Here is a 19178-nt window from a genome sequence, read left to right as displayed (position 1 = left end):
CCCTGCTCCCTGCTCCCTAAAAACCAGAAAATTGTACCTCACAAGTCGTAGAATTGCTATATTACTTATCAAAGGAGGTAAAATCATTGCCATGAGCCTAAGGCAAAAGATAAAGAGGTTCCGCCGCAAGCAAGATGCCCTCAAGCGTAGCGGTGGTGCTACAAATAACCGACAGAATAGGGGTTTATCACCACCGACTGGTGGCAGGGGCGATCGCTCATCTGGTGGAGGTGAGGCGCGTCAAAAACGGGCAAATTCTTTACAAAATAGCGATTCTGGGTCCCTTACAGTCAGCAAACCACCTAGTTTAAGGCGACAAGATACCAGTGGGGATGTTAGTAAAGCTAAACAAAAAAAAGAACCAAAGCCCACATACGACATTGGTAAAGGTCGGATGATTTATCCTGTAACCAAGGGAGGAGTTACCCAATACCTACCTGTCCGAAGTCAAGCGAGTGATTCCGAAATCAAGTCGGGTGCATTTGTGGAAGACGCTGCGGTACGAAAAGAACCTGTGAATACCATCTCAGATGCCTCGAAGTTAAAGCATCCTACCCGAAAGGATGTTAATACTGGTCGGACTTTGTTCGCTACCACTACTACCAACAGTAAAGGTAAGGAAAAACCCGAATATCTCCCCCGACAAAGTGAAGCCACTGCTTTGGAATTGAGTTCGGGGAAATATATCCCAGAGAAATCTCCCATCACCGGGGAAGAGTTAAAGCAACCACCCAAGATTGACTCCGATAATGGCGGACGCAAATTGTTTGCTACAAAAGCTGCAGATGGGAGTGTTCAATACTTTCCCAAAAAAAATCAAGCTACTGCCAAGGAATTGGCGGAAGGTCGATATCTTGAGGGATTTGCTGCCAAAGACCCGGTAAATCAAATATTAGATTCATCTCAGCTTGGGGATAAACGTCCTACCCGAAGGGATGTCAACACTGGTCGGACTTTGTTCGCCACTAAAACCACTGGTTTGTTTGGCACTGAATATCTCCCCCGACAAAGCGAAGCTACCATTGACGAATTAAATGCCGGGAAATATATTCCCGAAAAAGATTCCATCGCTGGGGAAGAGTTGGAGCAACCACCCAAAACTGACCCCGAAAATGGCGGACGCAAATTGTTTGCTACACAAGGGGCGGATGGTAGTATTCAATACTTCCCCAGAAAGAATCAAGCCACCGCTATGGAATTGGCGGAAGGTCGCTATCTTGAAGGCTTTGCTGCCAAAGATCCAGTGAATAAGGTCTTAGATTCATCGGAATTGGGTAATGACAGTCCCACTTCTACGGAGGTAAGAACTGGTCGGAAGTTATATGCGACGGCGGTTTTGGACGGTGACGGTAATCAGACAGATATGGAATATCTCCCCCGACAAAGCGAAGCTACCATTGACGAATTAAATGCCGGGAAATATATTCCCGAAAAAGCCTCAATCGCCGGGGAGGAGTTATACCAACCACCCAAAACTGACCCCAAAAATGGCGGACGCAAACTGTTTGCCACAAAAGCGGCGGATGGCACAATTGAATTCTTTCCCAAAAAGAATGAAGCTACCCCCCAGGAACTGGCTGAAGGTCGGTATCTTGAGGGATTTGCGGCTAAAGATCCGGTGAATCAAATCGAAGAGGCAGGGAATTTTAACCACCCCACTGTCAAAGATACCAACACGGGACGGATTTTGTTTGCCACCACTACCACAAGCTGGTTTGGGAACAAGAAGACGGAATATCTACCCCGCCAAAGTGAAGCCACAGATGGGGAATTGCTTGCGGGGAAATATATCCCGGAGAAAGATTCGATTGTAGAGGAGGTGTTGAAAAAGCTGCCAAGATATGACTTTGGCAATCAGCGGGATTTGTTTGCTGTGAAAGCAGATGATGGTAGTACTCAGTACTGGCCGAAAAAGAGTCAAGCCACGGCTAAGGAGCTTTCGGAAGGTCAGTATGTGCCGGATGTGTGGATTAGTCAAAATGCTCCCCTTGGTCCTGGGAATGCTATGACCAATGCCGCACCAAGGTTTGATATTGATAACAATCGTAAAATTTTTGCGGTGAAGGATAAGGACGGTAATACGACCTATCTACCGCGAAAAAGCAAGGCTACTTCTAAGGAGAAAACTCGGGGGTTATTTATCCCAGATGAGGTGGTGGAAGAGCATGAAAGTAAACGCCGAGTTACTGCTCTCAAGGATGACTCCGCCGATATTGCTCAGCGCCGCGCTCAGCGGGCACAAAGGCAGGAGGGCGGTGATTACAGGTCAATTACTTCCGCCTAGTTGGTCTGTGAAAAAGGAGGAAAAAGTCATTATGTATGGCCAAGCTTGCCAGCAATTAAATAATCAGTCTAATTAATTATTAAATAGGAGAAAAATAGTCATGTCAGATTCCATCATAAAAACTGGAAACACTAAAAGTAAGAAAAAACAACGCTTCAGTGCCGATGATCTCAATATTAATACGGGTCTTAGTCGACGTAATCTTCGGGATGATAATGACCGCGCCAAAACAACCGATGATCTCGATAGCATTGATCGAGATGTAGATATTACTGATTTACGCAGTGATGCCGATGCAACAAGTAATGATGTTATCTCTGATGCTCAAGATGGCGCTCCAATAGGCGACTCAATTAATTTATCTGTAAATTCAAATTTACAACGCCGTAAAAGTTTGTCAGATATCGATAGTCCAAAAAGCGATGTAAAATCAGCTACAAAACTGAAACGCAAGAGAAGCGATAGCGATCCAACAGCGGACCGGCAAACAAAACTTGATACAGATACTCAAAGAAGCAGAACTACAGATGACCTCGATCAACTTCGTGTGAAAGATCAAGATTCTCTTGATATTGATTCCGATGATGACGTGCCTAACCCCATCGGGCGACGCAAATCTTTATCTGACTTATCTGATGCACTTAATACCGTTAATACGGGGGTGGTAGACCCTCGTGGTAGACTCCAGCGCAGCTTATCTGTGGGGGGAGATCCCACTGAAGTTAGGAAGTTTATTGGCAAGCGTATAGACAAAGCAGGTTTCAAGGCACTGAATAAAAGTTTAGAAAATGTTGATATTGATGACCTGCCATTGGTGAAGCAGTTTTCCTTGAACGATTCAAGCAATGATAACGACGAGGAAGACTTCATTAACGATGACGACAGCGAAACCAAGTTGGAGATATCAGTGCGTAGTAGTGCCTATTCTGACTCCAGTGATACCCAACAGTGGCGTCCTTTGCCAGATGAAGCAGATACTGCATTAAAAGATTTGCGAGCAGAACTGACAGGTAAGCAACTTGGGGCTGGTCCAGATGAGGACTTGAGAGATTTACTGGACAATATCTATCATCCCGATGGAAAAAGTGTTTCCCTGGAAAGGCTTAACGATGTGTACTTTATGGCACAGGACAAAATTGACACAACTAACAATAACCCCTTAAAAGATGCTAAGGATTTATCTGAATCAGAAAAACAAGCGATCAAAAAATACGTCCGGCTGGTGAATGCCGTTAACAAAATAGATGGCAAGGAAGCGTTTATCAACGCCAACAATGCTAAGATTTACACTGCTCAAAAATTATTATATTCCAACTTTGGTAGCGATGACTTAAATACCTTCGATTTAAGCATCGCCAATGCTTATGGCGAAGATATCTCAGATGTTTCCTTCAATCGAAAGTATGACAACAAAGAAATTAATAATTCGATAGAACAATATCGTCAGAAGATGATGCAGCGTCTGGAGACGGAATTGGAAGGGCTTGGCCACATTTTTAAACGAAATGTGAAGAAATTTGATGGAAAATTTTTTCAAGAGAAGAAACACAAGAATGTTGTCAAGTACCAGGAGGCTTTGTTAGAAAAACTACGCAAAGTGATGGCGATTAGTAAGGATGTTTCGAGTGAAAGCACGGTCGAAACGCTTAACCAGTTTAAACTTGCGATCACGGCAATGAAAACCAGTGCGGACAACTATACCAGCGCGTCGGAACACAAAGACCGTATTCAGGCAGTTCAACAAGTACTCAATCGCATTGACCAGCTGTTAGTGACAGATGAGAAAATCATCAATGCCCAAATGAAAAGAAGCTTTGGTGCCTTGAGTGAATTGCACGCAGCCCTAGTGAAAATTAACCCAGAAGCAGCAAAAACTTTTAATGAGGCGATGAGCGCATTGTTCTTTAACGCTTCACCAGAAGGAATCTCGACAACTCCCATAGACGCTTTAAACGCAGCATTGGATATTGTCAATGGGGCTGACGAAGATGGTTTGGATGTCAAGTCCGCATTAGAGAGCAAAGCTTTTGGCGGGGCTTCAGAAGCAGCGACGGGGTTGGGTCAAGCCGCTGTCCTTTCGGGATTGGTTGCTGATGCAGTAGCTGCTTTCAGCTTTATTTCCAGTATGAGAAAGCCCGAAGGCGGTGTGAGAACCAAAGAGCAACTAGCTCAAGGCGCAGTTGTTGGCACAAACCTGACTAAAAATATCACTAAAGGCTTCAGTACAGGGGTTGATGCCGCCGCAGCTTTGGGCACCAGTATAGGTAAAGATGTGGCAACCGTAAGCGCTACAGCAGCCCAAGTATCCGGGGTTGCGGGGATAGCCCTTGGTGCAGGCTTTGCGTACCACGGAGCCTTGGTGTTTTATAAAACCAACCAACGCCGTAAAACGGCGAAAAACATCTCAGACGATGAGATTAGAAAGGCGGTACAAAAACGCATAAGCACCAAAAGACGTCGTGCCTTTTTTGAAGCTGTTGGAGGTACGATTGCTGTAGCAGGTGGAACAGTTGCTATCGTAATGTCTGGTGGTTTAGCCGCACCAATTATTGCAGGTGTTGGCACTCTTATTGCCCTTGAGTTGTCGGCAGAACGTGGGATAAATTCTGTAGTCAAGTCGAACAACAAAGGTAAAGAGAGACAAGAACTCGCAGGTGCTATTTTTGAACATATGAATGACTTGCTAGCTAACGGTCAATACAATCAAGCGAAGCAATTGGCTCAAGCCCTGACAAATAATAAGTACAAACAAAGTTTGATGCTATTAGGAACTGACGGGGATGCAACTCTGGCTCAGCAGCAAGCGGCTTTGATAATCATGCGTGACAAATTAAAAACTTGGTAAGTGACGTTAATGTCCATTATCGGAATAAACTCGCGAAGATGATCGTTATCGATCATCTTGGCTAGCCGTAGGTTGGGTTGAAGTATGAAACCCAACAAACACAAGAATAATAACGTAAGTTCGACGGTGATAAACCTTCGATTGATATTTAACCAAAAAATTTTCCTGTACTACCTCCTGCTGTTTTTTAGCTAAAGCGAAACTTACGTCATTTTAGTTAATATGAGCTAGTTTCGGTTGGGTTTGGGATAGAGGAGACGCAACATTCGCCTAGGCTGACAATCCACCCAACCGAATTCTAACTAATTTCATATTCTCAAAGATTATAAAGTAATGTATTAACTGGGAGTAATATCATGTCCGCCAAACCAGTTACGATACCTCATTGGGAGCAGAACGAAGTGAATCACAAGATTTTGCGATTACTACCCTACTCTACGAGAACCCGTGGGAAGGGGAACACATAAATGTGAACACTCCGCTATCGCTCGCTCGCTGCCTACCCTACGGGAAGACTGCGTCAACATAATGACCAGTGTTTATCCGGACATGATCTAAAATAGCCTCATGGTCAATCTATCACCCAAAAACCTACGAACCGCCCAAACCAATTGGCGGCACAAAATCAAGACCCTATATCAAAAAAAAATTAATCCCCACGAAAGAAAAGATTACATAACTTTCCTACGGGAAAAATTCTTCCCAAACCACAACCTCGCAGAAAACAAACCAATCATCGCCAATCTACCAACAACAAGTATCCTCCAATTAATCAAAGCCAGCAAACACCTAAAGGACTGGCCTTTAATAATTTATTGCTGCGAAGAATACCAAAAGCGTCTGGATAAAGCAGTATCCGGCTACAAGCTACCACCTCACGCCATAGACAACCTACGCTTGCTCAGCAGAGCCTATCAACAGCTAGGCATTTTTGAATTTGCTGAAAAAACCTTACAACGGGTAATCCAGAGTAGCGATAAGCCTTCGGCATGCGCTTCGCGATCGCAGCAATTACTTGATGAGTACCAGGAATTACAATTACTAACAAAGAGCTTACCCAAAGGAGTTGAAACACTCCGCTCGGACACATTAATACTTACTCCCTTACAAACTTACCACGAAGAGGATTTTTTCTGGCAATACGCCGACCCCAATATAGCCGAATTGTGTAAACTACCGGACTTTGACGAAGAAGACTGGCAGGAATGGCTAAAGACAAACCAGACCAAATCAACAAAATATCAGTTTGCTGTCAACCATAAATACTGGGGGTTTATCGGTTCTGTAGGTCTGGAAATATCTCAACGGATTGGCTTTTTTTATTTTTGGTTAGGTACAGATTTTCAAGGAAATGGTTATGGGTCTCAAGCGGTAAGGATTATGCTTGATTGGGCTAGCCGTTATTTAGGTTTGCGCTGTTGTTACGCTAAAGCCTATAAACATAACATCCCATCCAAAAAAGCCATGGAAAAAATCGGCTTTCGACCTTTGCCATGCAAAGTGGTCATTCCAGAAAGAGAAGACTATGAGGAAGAACTGTTTTATTGGGGTGAACATCAAACCGATCGTCTTTCATTATCCGAAATCAACCGCTTTTTTATGGATCAAGGTTTCAAAGAGCGGGTAGTTCCTTCACAGGAGAGTAGCAACGGATATCGCAGGAATCACAGACCTGACTTTTCAACCAATCTAAAAAAGTTAACTCCAAATCTAACCTCACAGGGGTAGGTTTTTTAGATTTGGGTCGGGAGTCGGGAATCGGGAGTCGGGAATCGGGAATCGGGAGTCGGGAATCGGGAATCGGGAGTCGGGAAAAGCGGGAAATGGGGAGAATTATCCCGGTTTTGTTTATATATTTTGATACATATTTTGAAGAATTTATACGTAATCAAAGTACATACTTGCCCCTTTGTAAAAAACCTACCCTTGTAAGGATGGGGAGATGGGGAAATGGGGATAATTTTGGACGAATACTCGGGATTTTGGGGAAATTTATCTAACCTTTATCGAAGGCTGTTAACAAATTGTTAGTGATAAAAGTTGATTGAAGGCGGCTAATTCGTCAGATTTTAACGACCTTATTTGGGCATTCTTCGGGAAATTTTAGTTTATTTCCCTATCCCCCTATCGTTAACTTACTAAAGTTTGAAATAGCCCATGGTGACTTAAAGGGGTTAATTTGACCGAAAAAATTGCGAAAAATTAATCATGATAATAACTAACTTAGGTGAAATCGCCTCTGAGCAACGACTTCACCTAAGGGAAATGGGATGCGGTGACAATTGCCTCCACAAGCAAATTTATGGTCAAAAAAATCGGTCTATTATTGATCAATCTACCGATTGTGACATACTCCCACACTGAACCTGTAAGGTCAGTGTGGGCTTCTTGCCAACTCCACCCAACGGTTCGGATACTCGGCAAGCTTTATTAACGACACGGTCAGAAGTTACCGCAAGAAGAGTGGAGCCTTTATGGTTAGTCGGCTATGCATAAAAGGGTTAAAACTTTATGATTAAGGCTCCACTCTTCTAAGGTTTCGTCTCCGGGATGCCCCTCCGCGCCGGAACAATACAAAAATTCGATTTTTTTGCTAGTTAAATAGCTGACAAACCAGCATTTAAGGCCTTTGGCCACGCTACGCGAACGGCTTTGTTTATCAGTAAATATATTATAGCAATTCCATACATACTCTGTGCAAAATTCATCCCACACCTATGCTGCGCATTAGGTGTGGGGCTTCTAATGCCTGCCAGCTAAAGGTGCGCTTTCGGTGATGGCGTTCGCGTAGCGTGACCTACGGTCAAGGGATTACTCGCCATCATGGGTGGCACCTAAAGGTATCGTAGGCATTGACACCTGTGGTAGGTTTATTTTTTCAACTGTTGGAGTGTAACCCAGCCATTGTAGGGACTGTTGGGCAAACTGTTGAGGACAACCGCTGACCCCAAAGCGAGTTGGTCTTGGCTCCCCAGTATTCCGCCCTCCAATTAAATCCAGTTCTTGAGCAGCAGCAGCAACAACGTATTTCGCTGGGTCTACCAATTTAACCTCTGGGGGTAATATTTCCCGCAGGATCGGTTCTAGATGGGGATAATGAGTACAGCCATAAACTAGGGTATCGATTTGGGCTGCTAGCAAAGGTTCTAGGTACTGCCGTGCTACCGCTTTAGTGTAGGGTTCGCACAAGCGATTTTGCTCGACTAATGGCACAAACTCCGGACAACCCACTTGCCAGACCTGAGCCGTTGGTTCAACCTCTAAAATAGCATTTCGATAAGCATTGCTGGCAGCCGTAGCTGGTGTAGCAATCACCCCAATCCGACGACCTTGGTGGAGCGCCCCACGGGCACCCGGTAGAATCAGCCCCAGCATTGGGATGTCAAACTCACTACGCAGAGTTTCCAATGCCAGAGCCGAACTGGTATTGCAGGCCATCACCACCATTTTGACATCCTGTTGCACCATCCAGCTGAGAATCTCGAAGCCGAACTGCACGATTTCATCCGCAGACCTGGTACCGTAGGGTAGCCTTGCTGTGTCCGCAAAGTAAATAATTGATTCGGATGGTAGTTGTTTGTATAGTTCCCTCAAAACGGTCAGACCCCCCACACCACTGTCGAAAATCCCGATAGGACGACTCTGGGGTTGAGTTCGAGAGATCAAAATTGGGTTATTGATCATTGGTTAATAATTGGCACCTACCCACCCAGGGGCAATAAACAGATTACTTGAGTTCGCTCAAAACAAGAAAATCGTTAGATTATAGGTTAGCAATTATCAATTAAGAATTGACAAAATATCAGAACTTAACTTAGTTGACACTCCCCACGGCGCTTATGCCGGGGGATTCTCGGTTCAACGAGCCAACTTGCTCAACTAGGCCGGAACCAAGAAGAGTAGAGGTCGATTCTCCCCGAGCGTTGAGCAAAGTTCCGGTGTGCCCCACCGTACTCAAGGCTCTAGTTAGGATATTTTTGGCAGCATTGTGGTCTCTGTCTAATTGACACCCACACTGACAAACGTGAGTTCTAGTCGATAATGACTTTTTGACCACTTCGCCGCAACTGGAACAATTCTGGCTTGTATAGGCAGGATTTACCGCAACTGTAACTCTGCCAAACTTTTGTCCAAAATATTCCAGCCATTCCCGGAACTGGTACCAACCTGCATCATTGATAGACTTGGCGAGACAGTGATTTTTAACTAAGTTTTTAACCCTCAAATTTTCGTAGGCGACCAAATCGTTAGATTGGATTACGCAACGTGCCGGAGACGAAACCTTAGAAGAGTGCAGCCTTACAACAAAACCTGTCACCTTTGATGCATAGCCTACCAACTATAAAGGCTGCACTCTTCTTGCGGTAACTTCTAGCCAGTCTCTTAGCATGTTCTTCACGCTGCCTACTTATTTTAAGGTGATGTCTACCTAGCCTATTAATGGCTTTATTACGGTTAGTAGAGCCTTTCTTTTTTCGGGAAACCCGACGTTGATAAAATTTTAAACGTTTTTCACCACTTCTGTAAAATCTTGGGTTAGGTTCTGAGTACCCATCAGAGTCTGTGTAAAACTCTTTTAGTCCAACGTCCAAGCCAACAGTAAAGCCAGTAGCTTCTAGTTGATCTGAATTATCTGCTTTGACGCAAAACTGGACATAAAACCCATCGGCTCTTTGAACTATCCGAACTCGCTTAATTAACTTCTGGTCGAAGCGCCACAAGTTCCAGGTACCTTTGATCTTGACTTTTCCGATTCCTTTCTTGTCGGTGAATTTTATGGATTTTTTATCTGGGGATAACTTCCATCCAGATTGCTTATATTCAACTGACCTAGAATGCTTTTTGAAACGGGGATACCCCTTTTTGCCGGGCACCTTATTTTTGCAATTATCAAAAAAACGCTTAATTGCCCGTTCTACATTCTGGACAGATGCCTGACAGGCATGACTATTGAGGTCTTTAACAAACTTAAATTCTTCTCTCAATTGGGTGTTGTAACGGTATAGTTCTTTTTTGCCGATGCCACGATTGTCCATCCAGTACCGAAGTACTTTATTCCGGACAAATCTAGCCGTCCTAATGGCTTCATCTATAGCTACTTTTTGAGACTCTTTAAGGACAGCCTTGAACTCCATTACCAACACGATTAATCACCTCCTTGGTTCGTTTGCTTTACTTACTATTATAGTCGATAACGAGCGGGCAAACCTTCCCGGACAGTTAGGGAATAAATTCCTGTTCGGGCTAACCCCATGGATAGAATCCAGGGGCTTGCGCCCTCAGGCTTTTCGGTCAACCGATTCTGCCGAATATAACCGATTCTGCCGAATGTATAGGAGGATGCCACGAGCGATCGCTCTAGCCATCTGGCTGCGATAGGCGGCAGTTTTTAGTTTAGCTGAGTCTTCATAGCCAGTTAGAAAACCAACTTCTACCAAAACTGCTGGCATGGAGGTTTTCCTGAGCACATAAAACCTCGCCCGTCGGGTACGTCGGTCACTAATATCCACGCTCCGCAAGATAGTGTAGTGGATGGTTTGGGCAAGACTCTGACCAGTAGAGTAGTAGTAAGTCTCTAATCCATTCACATCCGGTCGCTTACCCCCGATAGCATTGGCGTGGATGCTTACAAATAAATCAGCATCCGTCCGTTCTGCCACTTGAACTCGTCCATCCAGACTGATGAATCGGTCATCTGAGCGAGTCATGACAACCTGGATCCCCTGTTTTTCCAACAGGGCTTCCACCTGTCGGGAAATCGACAAATTAACATCTTTTTCTTGTATACCCCCAAGCCCAATAGCACCAGGGTCTTTGCCACCGTGTCCCGCATCAATGACCACTACCAGGCGCTCTTTGGGAACCCGACGTCTGGGAATTGGTGGGCGAGTCCGGTTAGGCGGTGGCACAGGAATCGAGTGAGGCGGTGGCACAGAAATCGAGCGGGGGGGTATCCTGGTTGGCCTGCGTGATATCAATGGTCTCAGTTGCAGAGCCAACAGCTGATCATTGAGCTGATTGAGGCTACCAATCCGGGTACCGTTTGATGGCTGTACCAAAATCAGCACCGTGTTTTTGTCCTCCTGCCGCACCATCACTTCTGATACGGGACTAGTGGTATTAAGTTGAGGGCCACTGAACTTCTCAGCTAGTTTGGCATTCGGTATAGTAATTTGGTAAGCCTTTGAACGAGGATCCCATTTGCTAGTGGCTCTGACCCGTTGGTTAGCCTTAATCAACAGCTGAGTCTGATTACTAGCCAGTTCCACTGACCCAATGGTGGCTAACTTACCGATATTAGCCGAGCCACGAGATTGAATCGGTTTCGTTGGCACTTTGGATGTTGGTCCATTATCTAAGCGTTGAGCTGGGATTCCCCTAGGGAAAATCAACACCCCTCCCAATCTTTGACTGAACGATGCCAGCCAATCAGGGCTGTCACTATCCACATTCAGGGTCATCCGGACAATCGGTGGGGACTCTTTTTTCTTTTCAAACTCGATTTTGCTAACCCCATAGCGATTTACATCCAAATCCTCCCCTAACAAACTCTCGGGAATCGTAACCCCTTCTAGGTCGATGTTAATGCGGCGGTTATTGCGACTTCGTTCGATTTGAATGATAGGTTTCCCACCATCGGTACTGACAAAAAATCCATTTCTATTGATCTCAAAGCCTTGGCGGCGAATCCCCGGATTGGATCTCGGATTAGTTGGATTGGATCTCGGATTAGTTGGATTGGATCTCGGAATAGTTGGCCGTGGTGGAGGGGATTGAGTGCGGGTCGGCGGCTGAGCCGGTGGTAGGGATGGCGGTGCTGGGTTAGGCAGAACCGGCAATGACCCTCGATAGGGCTGAGGTAATTGTACAGTCCACTGATTGGGGCTAATACCCCGAAATTTTACCTGCTGGGGGTCTATAGTGTAACCAGGAGCCAATTCAACCACAATCCGAGTGGTTTGTCTCTCAAATTGACCCACTCGCACTTCTCGAATCGCCCCGCTTATACGCTGATTTGTTGATGGACCTCCGACGTTAATTCCCGGTAAATCAATCACTAACCGGGTAGGATTAGAAATGAGTTGGGCTGTGGGTTGTACACCCACATCAGTGGTAAATTCCAGGCGATTCTGATTGCGATCATATTGCCAAAATAGTAGTTCACGGGCTTGAGCCGCCAATGAAAATAGAGAAAATGTCAAAGAGCTGGAGAGTAGCAGTAGCCAGCGAAACCTCACAATTATTACTCCTGTATCATGTATATTAGGTAATTGGTTATAGCAATTGGTTATAGCAATTGGTTATAGCAGCTGTTAGCGGTTAAGTATTAGACCCTAACAGCTGCCTAGAGTAGGCTATAGTTAACCGCTAATCCCTAACCGCTCACGATGAATACCCCTAATTAATAGCCCAGTCAACCAATGTAAGCGTCTGTTTGACTAATAAGATTAATCTGATTAATCTGATTAATCTTATTAAAACCGTTAACAGCTCGGACGTAGAGTAGCTTGGTTAAGTTTCAAGAGTTTCAGTATACACGGGTTTCTCTGAATCGAAAATTTGGTTTTAGTTAACACATTTAGCAATATCGAAATCTTAAAGCATACACAATCAACTAAATTGAACAGGATTCTTCAAGAATCCTGCATCAATAATAATTGTCTTTAATCACCAAGCTCAGATAGCTTAGCAACAAGTCTCAAGACTCTCCAGCTGTTTCCACCGGCTCAGATGGCTCTTGAAAGACCAACCGCAACAAAGGCGGAGCGACAAAAGTCGTTAAGATAACCATCATGATAATCGCTGCTTCAGTGGCTTCTGAGAGAGCACCACTTGCTGAACCAACACCAGCAAAGACTAGCCCCACTTCACCTCTGGGAATCATGCCAACCCCAATAGCCAGACGGTTAATTCCTGATTGACCAAAGACTGTCAATCCTGTGATCACCTTACCAAGAATTGCCACCACAATCAGGAAAGTTGCCAAGATCAAACCCTCGCGATTACTGGGAACTGCTGGGTTAAGCACACTCAAATCAGTTTTGGCTCCCACTGTAACAAAGAAGATGGGCACAAGTATATCTGCCACTGGTAGGACCTGTTCTTCCAATTCTCGACGCTTATCCGTTTCTGCTAAGACCAGCCCAGCAGCAAAGGCTCCTAAAATGGCTTCTAATTGGATAGCTGTGGCAATATAGGACAAGACAAAGGCAAAAATGAGTGCTGTCAGTAATACCTGACCTCGAGTTTTCATTTCCTTGACCAAGGCAACGAAATACGGACCGAGGAAGCGACCGATTAGAATTGCTCCAACTAGGAAGACACCAGCACTAATAATCAAATAGATCACATTAGTGATCACGACTTCCCCAGTTTTTGCCAGACTAGCCACCACAGCCAGGACAATAATTCCTAAGACATCATCGAGTACGGCAGCACCAATGATAATTTGCCCTTCTTTAGAACTCAGCTGTCCAATTTCTGCTAGGACTTTAGCGGTAATCCCGATACTAGTGGCAGTTAGGGCAGCACCAGCAAAAATAGCAGGAACAGCAGAAATATGAAATAGGTAAGCTAAACCAGCAGTACCAGCAGCAAAGGGAACAACCACCCCAACTACAGCTACCACAGCGGCCTGCGGACCTACACGGATCAGTTCTTTGAGGTCAGACTCTAGTCCAATTTCAAATAACAGGATGATCACGCCGAGTTCCGCTAAGACGGAAATCACCTCGCTAGTAGACTCAAATACTGAGTTGGTAGCTTCTGGGGTTAGACCAGCGGTAGTTTGGAGAAAGCTCATCATTAAAGAATTGCTAGCCGCACTGCCCCCTTCTGGGAAAACTAGCAGATTTAGAGCAGAAACCCCGACAACTACACCACCAACCAATTCCCCTAATACCGGTGGTAAGTTAATCCGAGCACAAATTTCGCCTCCGAGTTTACTGGCGAAGTAGATCACCACTAGACTCAATAGCACTCCTGCAAGAACCAGTGAACCGTTTTCTGCTTCATTAGCAGTGGCTTCAGTTGCTGTTGCCAATAGGGATGGGAGAGGGTGTTCAGGGGGGAGTAATGGTAACGGGGTGAGGAGATTCACCCAGCCAGTTATATCAGCCATGTAGTTGCAAATAAATCATTCATTATACTTTACAAAAATTATGGCAATCCTTGAGCCTCTAAGGTCTAGTCAGGGGCTCAAACTAAGCTAGTACTCTGTCAATTTAGTTTTGAGGGTTAGGTGTTAGGTGTTAGGTATTAGGTGTCAGGTGTTAGGTCTGAGGTGTTAGATGTTGGGTTAACTTCTGATATTTAATGCCTAAGCGTATCGTGCCTAAGCGTATCGTGCTATCATGCCTAATCAAGCCCATGGGAAAGGACCAGTGTGTCTAGGATAAGAACAACCCGATGGCTTAGTTAAAATAGCTCATGGGGAAAATCATCACATCTTAACCTTTCGTATTCTTTGAGAGCCCACTCATTTTCTTCAGTGTATTTCGTTACCAGCTTAATGCATTGCTGTCTACGTCGATCCTGCTCCTGAGCTTTTTGTTGTGCTTTTTCTCTGGCTATGCGTTGAGCCTCTTGCTGGGCTTGTCGTCTGACTCGTTGAGCCTCTTGCTGGGCTTGTCGTCTGACTCGTTGAGCTTCTTGGTGGGCTTCTATAGTAGAAATTTTCGCATCTGCCCTGTCTATAATTGGTTCAACTTGCTTTTGCCAATAGCCAGTGGTCACCCTCCTAGCGTTTTGCTTAGCCTGTTGCCATTGACCTGCCTCCAGGGCTTGAAGTGCTTGTTTGCGAATCGATACATTCACAGCCCACTCTTGTTTCCATTGGGCAATGGTCTCCGGTAATCTTTGACGAATTAGATTAGTTTCAGGAATGACCTGAGTTAGAGCAATGGCTTCATTGAGCTTCCCTTGTTCCTGATACAGCTTGGTAGCTTTCTGAAATAGGCTGTTAGACCACTGATCAATTAACTGTTGTGCCTCTTGGTAAGGAAGACTATCTGGGGTCAGCTTATTGGCCTCGATAATTGCGTCTTTAAATTGGTTCGCTGCAGCTAGTATCTTAGCTTTTCCAAATAGTTTCTCGGCGCACTCATTGAAAATAACCTGAGTCTGTTGATATATAGGCGACTTTTTAGGAATAGTAGTGGCTTTATTGATGCATTTTTCATATTCCCGTTCTGATCGGTGCTTCTGAACCTCTTCTAAGCGTAAGAGTAGATTTCGATAACTTTGCCATTCTTGATATGACCAACCTAGCCCTGCACCAATGACAGCAACTGCTAGCCACATCCCTACCATTCGCAGCCATTGGTTGGTTGGGGGCGAAGACACAGGTGGAATTGAAGGGGGAAGGGATGACACAGGATTTCCTCCTGAGAGTGGATGCTATGGAATAGTAACTATACTATTTTGAACATATCTATCGGCTTTGTGCTATACCTGCAGTTCAGTAATGAGACCACTACCCCGTCAGGAATTGTGCATCTTCCCAACACTGTCCACTCCCAACCCCTCTATACAAGAATCCCAACAAAATTAATTCGTCTTTCAGGAAACTGTCATATTACTGCTGTAGTCTTCAAAGAAGAGTCCCAAGTCCGAGGGACAATCTGGATGGTTTTCTTGGGTACACCGAAGACGCATGAATAAGTGACACATTAAGACCAACCAGCTGGGTGCTGTTAGCCGTAAGGTTGAATCTAGATAGGCTGCAAATGAGGTTGAGGCAATTATGAATGCTCCTACTTTTCTAAATCGGCAAAACCATAATCGACAGTGGTTCCCAATGTCCCGCAAAAACCACAGGCATTTAGCACCAGTGAAGCTAGTGCCTAGAAAAAGCCACATACATTCTGTGAAAAGCCTGCGCACCTTAGCAAACTCGAAAGTGAAACAAGGGGATTACAGCAGTGCGATCGCATTGTTAACCCAGTTGATTAATCTCAATCCCACCAGCGCATCAGACTACAACAATCGGGGATTGCTGTATTTCCAAAGTGGTCAGCCTTACAAAGCTCTATTTGATTACAATCAGGCACTGCGAATTGATCCCAGATTGGACAGTGCTTACAACAATCGCGCTAATTATTATGCATCAGTTGGGCAACTGGCTGAAGCCCTCACCGACTACGAGCAAGCTATTGATCTCAATCCGGGAAATATCCGCACCTGGATTAACCAAGCGATCACCTTCCGGGAATTGGGATTGTACGATTTAGCCCTAGAAAACCTTGACATGGCTCTAATGCTAGGATGCCTGGAAGACCATGTCTATGCTCAGAGAGGGCGTACTTACCATCTCAGGGGTGACTGGAACTGTGCCATCAGCGACTATCAAAAGGCTTTGAAGTGGCTGCCATTGTCTGGTTCTTCTGATTCCTTGCGCGAGAAAGTGGAAAATTGGATCAATGATTTGCTTAAGCCACTGAGAGCTTGAAGGGATTAGTGGTTAGCTCTTGCGTCCCAAACAGCGATTCTCCCTAGGAGACGCTACGGGAGTCACGGGAAGCTTTCGCGCTTATGGGATTGGCCTATGGCCACGCTACGGGATTGACCGTAGGTCACGCGGGGCGCGAACCCACAGAGCTTGCTCTACCGATTACCTTTAGCTCAGTTTATGCCCACCGGAAGTATAACTAATTTCCATCCCCTAAGTCTGGATCTTGCCAGACGACCTGAAGCTGATTCGGATCACGTCGTAAGCTTTGCTCTCGCATTACTTTCTGGGCTTGCCTGGGGTCAAAAGAGCGACTGAATTCACGGCGCAAGTTATTCACTCGTGTCTCAGTTCGCTTCACCTCTCGTTTTACTTCTCGCAACTTGGCTTGCTGTGAGAGATGATAAGGTAATAGTTCCATGAGTGCGGTAATCGCAGCAGCACAGAGAACTAGGTTTACAAGTAACTTAGCAGTAGTTTCACCAGCAACTGCCCCGTAAGACTGTCGCTGCGGACGGTGCTTGATTCGAGGAACTCTTCGGCGAGGTTTTGATGGTACCCGAGTTGAGTCAGAGGGTTGGATTGCGTTCATTTCCGTTTACAATGCCACGCTGGTACACCAGCGCCCTTGGGTTTATTATTGGGTTGATTAGGATAGAGTTTTGAGTATGCACCGATACTTTTTAGCTACCAAAATCTACCAAAGGCAAATCAAGGCTCACTAATGCAAGCTGATTTCTCAGCCAGGGGGTATCTCCCAGGGCATGGCCGTAGGCCACGCTGCGCGAACGCAGGAATATCCCACGAGCGCCGTTAATGTCTCGATCCATAGATCGGCCATCAACTTTTGATTTAATTATTTTGCTGCCGCCGATGTTAACCAGCTCCCCAGTCCAACTAACGGTTTTACTCGTATAGGCTTCACAAACATCTACAACAATTTTCCCTGTTTCTTGGGCTTTATACTTTAGGAATTCTTTGAAACGATAATGAGCAAAAGAGAGCATATTGCGAACTGTTTTCGATCTAATCTTGCGGTTAGTCTTTCGGGACATCTGAGAAGTCTCAAAAGTGGGAAGCAAAATCACATCAAAGTTGTCAACTAAGAATCGGGCAGCTTTGTGATGTAATTCGTTGATCAGATTCTGGATTTTTATGATCATCCTTCTAGCGGCTTTTCTCCTTCGGCGCTTTTGTCCTTTACACGCTTTACTTGTTCGGGACATCAGACTATCGAGATGAGAACAAAGTCGCTGAATTCGGGAAAAATCACCATCCCCAATCTTTCCAACAGAAGTCTCACTAAAGAATGTCAAAAAGCGATGCAGCGCGGTCTTGGGGGTTTCCCCCATGAGCGACTGCATCAAGACAGTCCTAACACCGGGGTCTAAAGCGACTACTCTGCCTTGGTTTTCGGCTTTAACATTAGTTGCTTCATGGGGAACTACCAGGTAGCAATTACCGTTAGTGCTAGTTAATCGACAATCACAGATATTCTCAGGTAGAGTCACGAGCATTGGCAATTTCTCCCAGCTTTGTGTGATAGACACCTTTCCTAGACACTGCTGACTTAGGGATATAGCAAGACTGAACAGGGTTCTTACGAGACCTAAATCTTACTCGGTTAATTTGTGAAGTTTTTTTGTATTTTTTCTTGGCCTCTCTAACAGCAGTGCAAGCATCCTTTATCGCTATAGATTTGATTTGATAAGGCACTGCTTTACACCACTCAGGGAGGTCATTTAATATGCCAGTCTTAATAGCTTTCCAATTAGCTTTGGTCTCACCATCAGAGAGGATCTTGACGGTTTTATTGAAAACATAACGGGACACTCCAAACCACTTACGAACTATTGAGCGTTGCTCAGGGTTTAGGAACACTCGGATCTTCTTTGATTTTCGAACCGTACTTTCGGAGTCCGTGGACAAGGCAACAGAAGACTTGAATGATGGACAGAAGATCTGCGGCTTGCTCTGATCAAAGACAACTTTCAGGTTGGTCGAGAACCAGGATTTTTCCACCGTTGAGACCGACCAGGTACTCAATAAGTTCAAACCCGAATCGGGTAAGTCGGTCTCTACAGGCAACAACAATCGTGAGCTGATCTCCGAGCACAATTCGCTCCAATATGGTTCTAAGTCCTTTTCTTTTGTAGTTGAGTCCTGAACCGATGTCAAAGATGATCTCCGCTTCCGGGAAGAGGGAGTGCTTGTAGGCGACTTGCCTGGCGAGGTCGTCCCTTTGTTTGCTACTGCTGAGGAGGCAGTAGCAGCAAACAGCTTGAAGATGTTGAGATGATCTGGCACCGAGGCGGAGCTTGCTCTCTGTGTCAAAGAATCTAGTTCCTCCTGGGGTTTTTTCCCATTTGATTGTCCCATTATCTGCATACTTCCTTAGAGTGTTCCTGGAGAGTCCCGTAAGTTCGACCGCCTTACGGAGTGGTACAAGTGCCCTAGTTATGATCTACCACAGGCTTGGAGATAGTGGTAGATTAGTGTATATTTCAATCAACTGTGACAAGCCCCTCTTTTTAATCAAAGACTTATTCATCAAAGACTTATTCATCAAAGACTTAGCTAGCAAGGTTCTCTTCCTCTTT

The 19178-nt window shown here is 45.1% G+C and carries 15 protein-coding genes; 4 read left to right on the top strand and 11 right to left on the bottom strand.

The features are described from left to right. Window positions 1–91: 91 nt before the first annotated feature. The 3 genes from BJP34_RS18980 to BJP34_RS18970 all read left to right on the top strand — a co-directional run bounded on the left by BJP34_RS18980 (window position 92) and on the right by BJP34_RS18970 (window position 6857). A complete protein-coding gene (locus BJP34_RS18980) occupies window positions 92–2284 on the top strand; it encodes a hypothetical protein (RefSeq protein ID WP_070393691.1) in 2193 nt (730 codons plus the stop codon). A 100-nt stretch (window positions 2285–2384) separates the two neighbouring features. Next, on the top strand, window positions 2385–5129 hold the full coding sequence (locus tag BJP34_RS18975; RefSeq protein ID WP_070393690.1) for a hypothetical protein: 2745 nt from the start codon (window positions 2385–2387) through the stop codon (window positions 5127–5129). Between the two features lie 567 nt (window positions 5130–5696). Next, window positions 5697–6857, top strand: a complete 1161-nt coding sequence (locus BJP34_RS18970; RefSeq protein WP_070393689.1) for a GNAT family N-acetyltransferase — start codon at window positions 5697–5699, stop codon at window positions 6855–6857. Window positions 6858–6862: 5 nt separating this feature from the next. On the opposite strand, the gene BJP34_RS43710 is transcribed toward BJP34_RS18970, so the two are convergent. The 7 genes from BJP34_RS43710 to BJP34_RS18945 form a co-directional block, all read right to left on the bottom strand. Next, the gene (locus BJP34_RS43710; protein ID WP_158517306.1) at window positions 6863–7021 is read right to left on the bottom strand and encodes a hypothetical protein; all 159 of its coding nucleotides are present in this window, start codon (window positions 7019–7021) and stop codon (window positions 6863–6865) included. Between the two features lie 919 nt (window positions 7022–7940). After that, window positions 7941–8813 (bottom strand): glutamate racemase, encoded by an 873-nt coding sequence (gene murI / locus BJP34_RS18965; protein WP_070393688.1) that lies wholly within the window; start codon window positions 8811–8813, stop codon window positions 7941–7943. Between the two features lie 130 nt (window positions 8814–8943). Continuing rightward, entirely contained in the window at window positions 8944–9447 is a 504-nt protein-coding gene (locus tag BJP34_RS49110; protein WP_083305253.1) for an RNA-guided endonuclease InsQ/TnpB family protein, read from the bottom strand. Then, a complete protein-coding gene (locus BJP34_RS49105) occupies window positions 9413–10273 on the bottom strand; it encodes an RNA-guided endonuclease InsQ/TnpB family protein (protein WP_070393687.1) in 861 nt (286 codons plus the stop codon). Before BJP34_RS49105 ends, BJP34_RS49110 begins: the two co-directional genes overlap by 35 nt. A gap of 135 nt (window positions 10274–10408) precedes the next feature. Further along, complete coding sequence (locus tag BJP34_RS18955) at window positions 10409–12367, bottom strand: N-acetylmuramoyl-L-alanine amidase (protein ID WP_070393686.1); 1959 nt, start codon at window positions 12365–12367, stop codon at window positions 10409–10411. 461 nt (window positions 12368–12828) lie between these two features. Next, complete coding sequence (locus BJP34_RS18950; protein ID WP_202971991.1) at window positions 12829–14250, bottom strand: cation:proton antiporter; 1422 nt, start codon at window positions 14248–14250, stop codon at window positions 12829–12831. Between the two features lie 296 nt (window positions 14251–14546). Next, window positions 14547–15473: a hypothetical protein gene (locus BJP34_RS18945; protein ID WP_149031055.1), complete on the bottom strand. Its 927-nt coding sequence runs from the start codon at window positions 15471–15473 to the stop codon at window positions 14547–14549. Window positions 15474–15873: 400 nt separating this feature from the next. On the opposite strand from BJP34_RS18945, the gene BJP34_RS18940 reads away from it, so the two are divergent. Further along, the gene (locus BJP34_RS18940; protein ID WP_070393684.1) at window positions 15874–16578 is read left to right on the top strand and encodes a tetratricopeptide repeat protein; all 705 of its coding nucleotides are present in this window, start codon (window positions 15874–15876) and stop codon (window positions 16576–16578) included. Between the two features lie 199 nt (window positions 16579–16777). Here BJP34_RS18940 and BJP34_RS18935 read toward each other — a convergent pair whose 3' ends face one another. The 4 genes from BJP34_RS18935 to BJP34_RS37180 all read right to left on the bottom strand — a co-directional run bounded on the left by BJP34_RS18935 (window position 16778) and on the right by BJP34_RS37180 (window position 19039). After that, complete coding sequence (locus tag BJP34_RS18935; RefSeq protein ID WP_070393683.1) at window positions 16778–17170, bottom strand: hypothetical protein; 393 nt, start codon at window positions 17168–17170, stop codon at window positions 16778–16780. Window positions 17171–17261: 91 nt separating this feature from the next. Next, window positions 17262–17942, bottom strand: coding sequence for a zinc ribbon domain-containing protein (locus BJP34_RS46565; protein ID WP_229423931.1), 681 nt, complete (start codon window positions 17940–17942; stop codon window positions 17262–17264). A gap of 133 nt (window positions 17943–18075) precedes the next feature. Continuing rightward, window positions 18076–18459 (bottom strand): helix-turn-helix domain-containing protein, encoded by a 384-nt coding sequence (locus BJP34_RS46560; protein WP_229424474.1) that lies wholly within the window; start codon window positions 18457–18459, stop codon window positions 18076–18078. A 97-nt stretch (window positions 18460–18556) separates the two neighbouring features. Continuing rightward, window positions 18557–19039, bottom strand: a complete 483-nt coding sequence (locus tag BJP34_RS37180; protein ID WP_083305252.1) for an IS607 family transposase — start codon at window positions 19037–19039, stop codon at window positions 18557–18559. Window positions 19040–19178: the final 139 nt, after the last annotated feature.

The organism is Moorena producens PAL-8-15-08-1 (genome assembly GCF_001767235.1).
GTDB classification, from domain to species: domain Bacteria; phylum Cyanobacteriota; class Cyanobacteriia; order Cyanobacteriales; family Coleofasciculaceae; genus Moorena; species Moorena producens_A.
This window is presented reverse-complemented; position numbering and strand designations above follow the sequence as displayed.

Excerpts from the sequence above, each read along its gene's own strand:
- BJP34_RS18970 (WP_070393689.1), top strand. The coding sequence starts at position 5,697 with ATGGTCAATCTATCACCCAAAAACCTACGAACCGCCCAAACCAATTGG.
- BJP34_RS18940 (WP_070393684.1), top strand. The coding sequence starts at position 15,874 with ATGAATGCTCCTACTTTTCTAAATCGGCAAAACCATAATCGACAGTGG.
- murI (WP_070393688.1), bottom strand. The coding sequence starts at position 8,813 with ATGATCAATAACCCAATTTTGATCTCTCGAACTCAACCCCAGAGTCGT.
- BJP34_RS18980 (WP_070393691.1), top strand. The coding sequence starts at position 92 with ATGAGCCTAAGGCAAAAGATAAAGAGGTTCCGCCGCAAGCAAGATGCC.
- BJP34_RS46565 (WP_229423931.1), bottom strand. The coding sequence starts at position 17,942 with ATGCAGTCGCTCATGGGGGAAACCCCCAAGACCGCGCTGCATCGCTTT.
- BJP34_RS18935 (WP_070393683.1), bottom strand. The coding sequence starts at position 17,170 with ATGAACGCAATCCAACCCTCTGACTCAACTCGGGTACCATCAAAACCT.
- BJP34_RS18975 (WP_070393690.1), top strand. The coding sequence starts at position 2,385 with ATGTCAGATTCCATCATAAAAACTGGAAACACTAAAAGTAAGAAAAAA.
- BJP34_RS18950 (WP_202971991.1), bottom strand. The coding sequence starts at position 14,250 with ATGGCTGATATAACTGGCTGGGTGAATCTCCTCACCCCGTTACCATTA.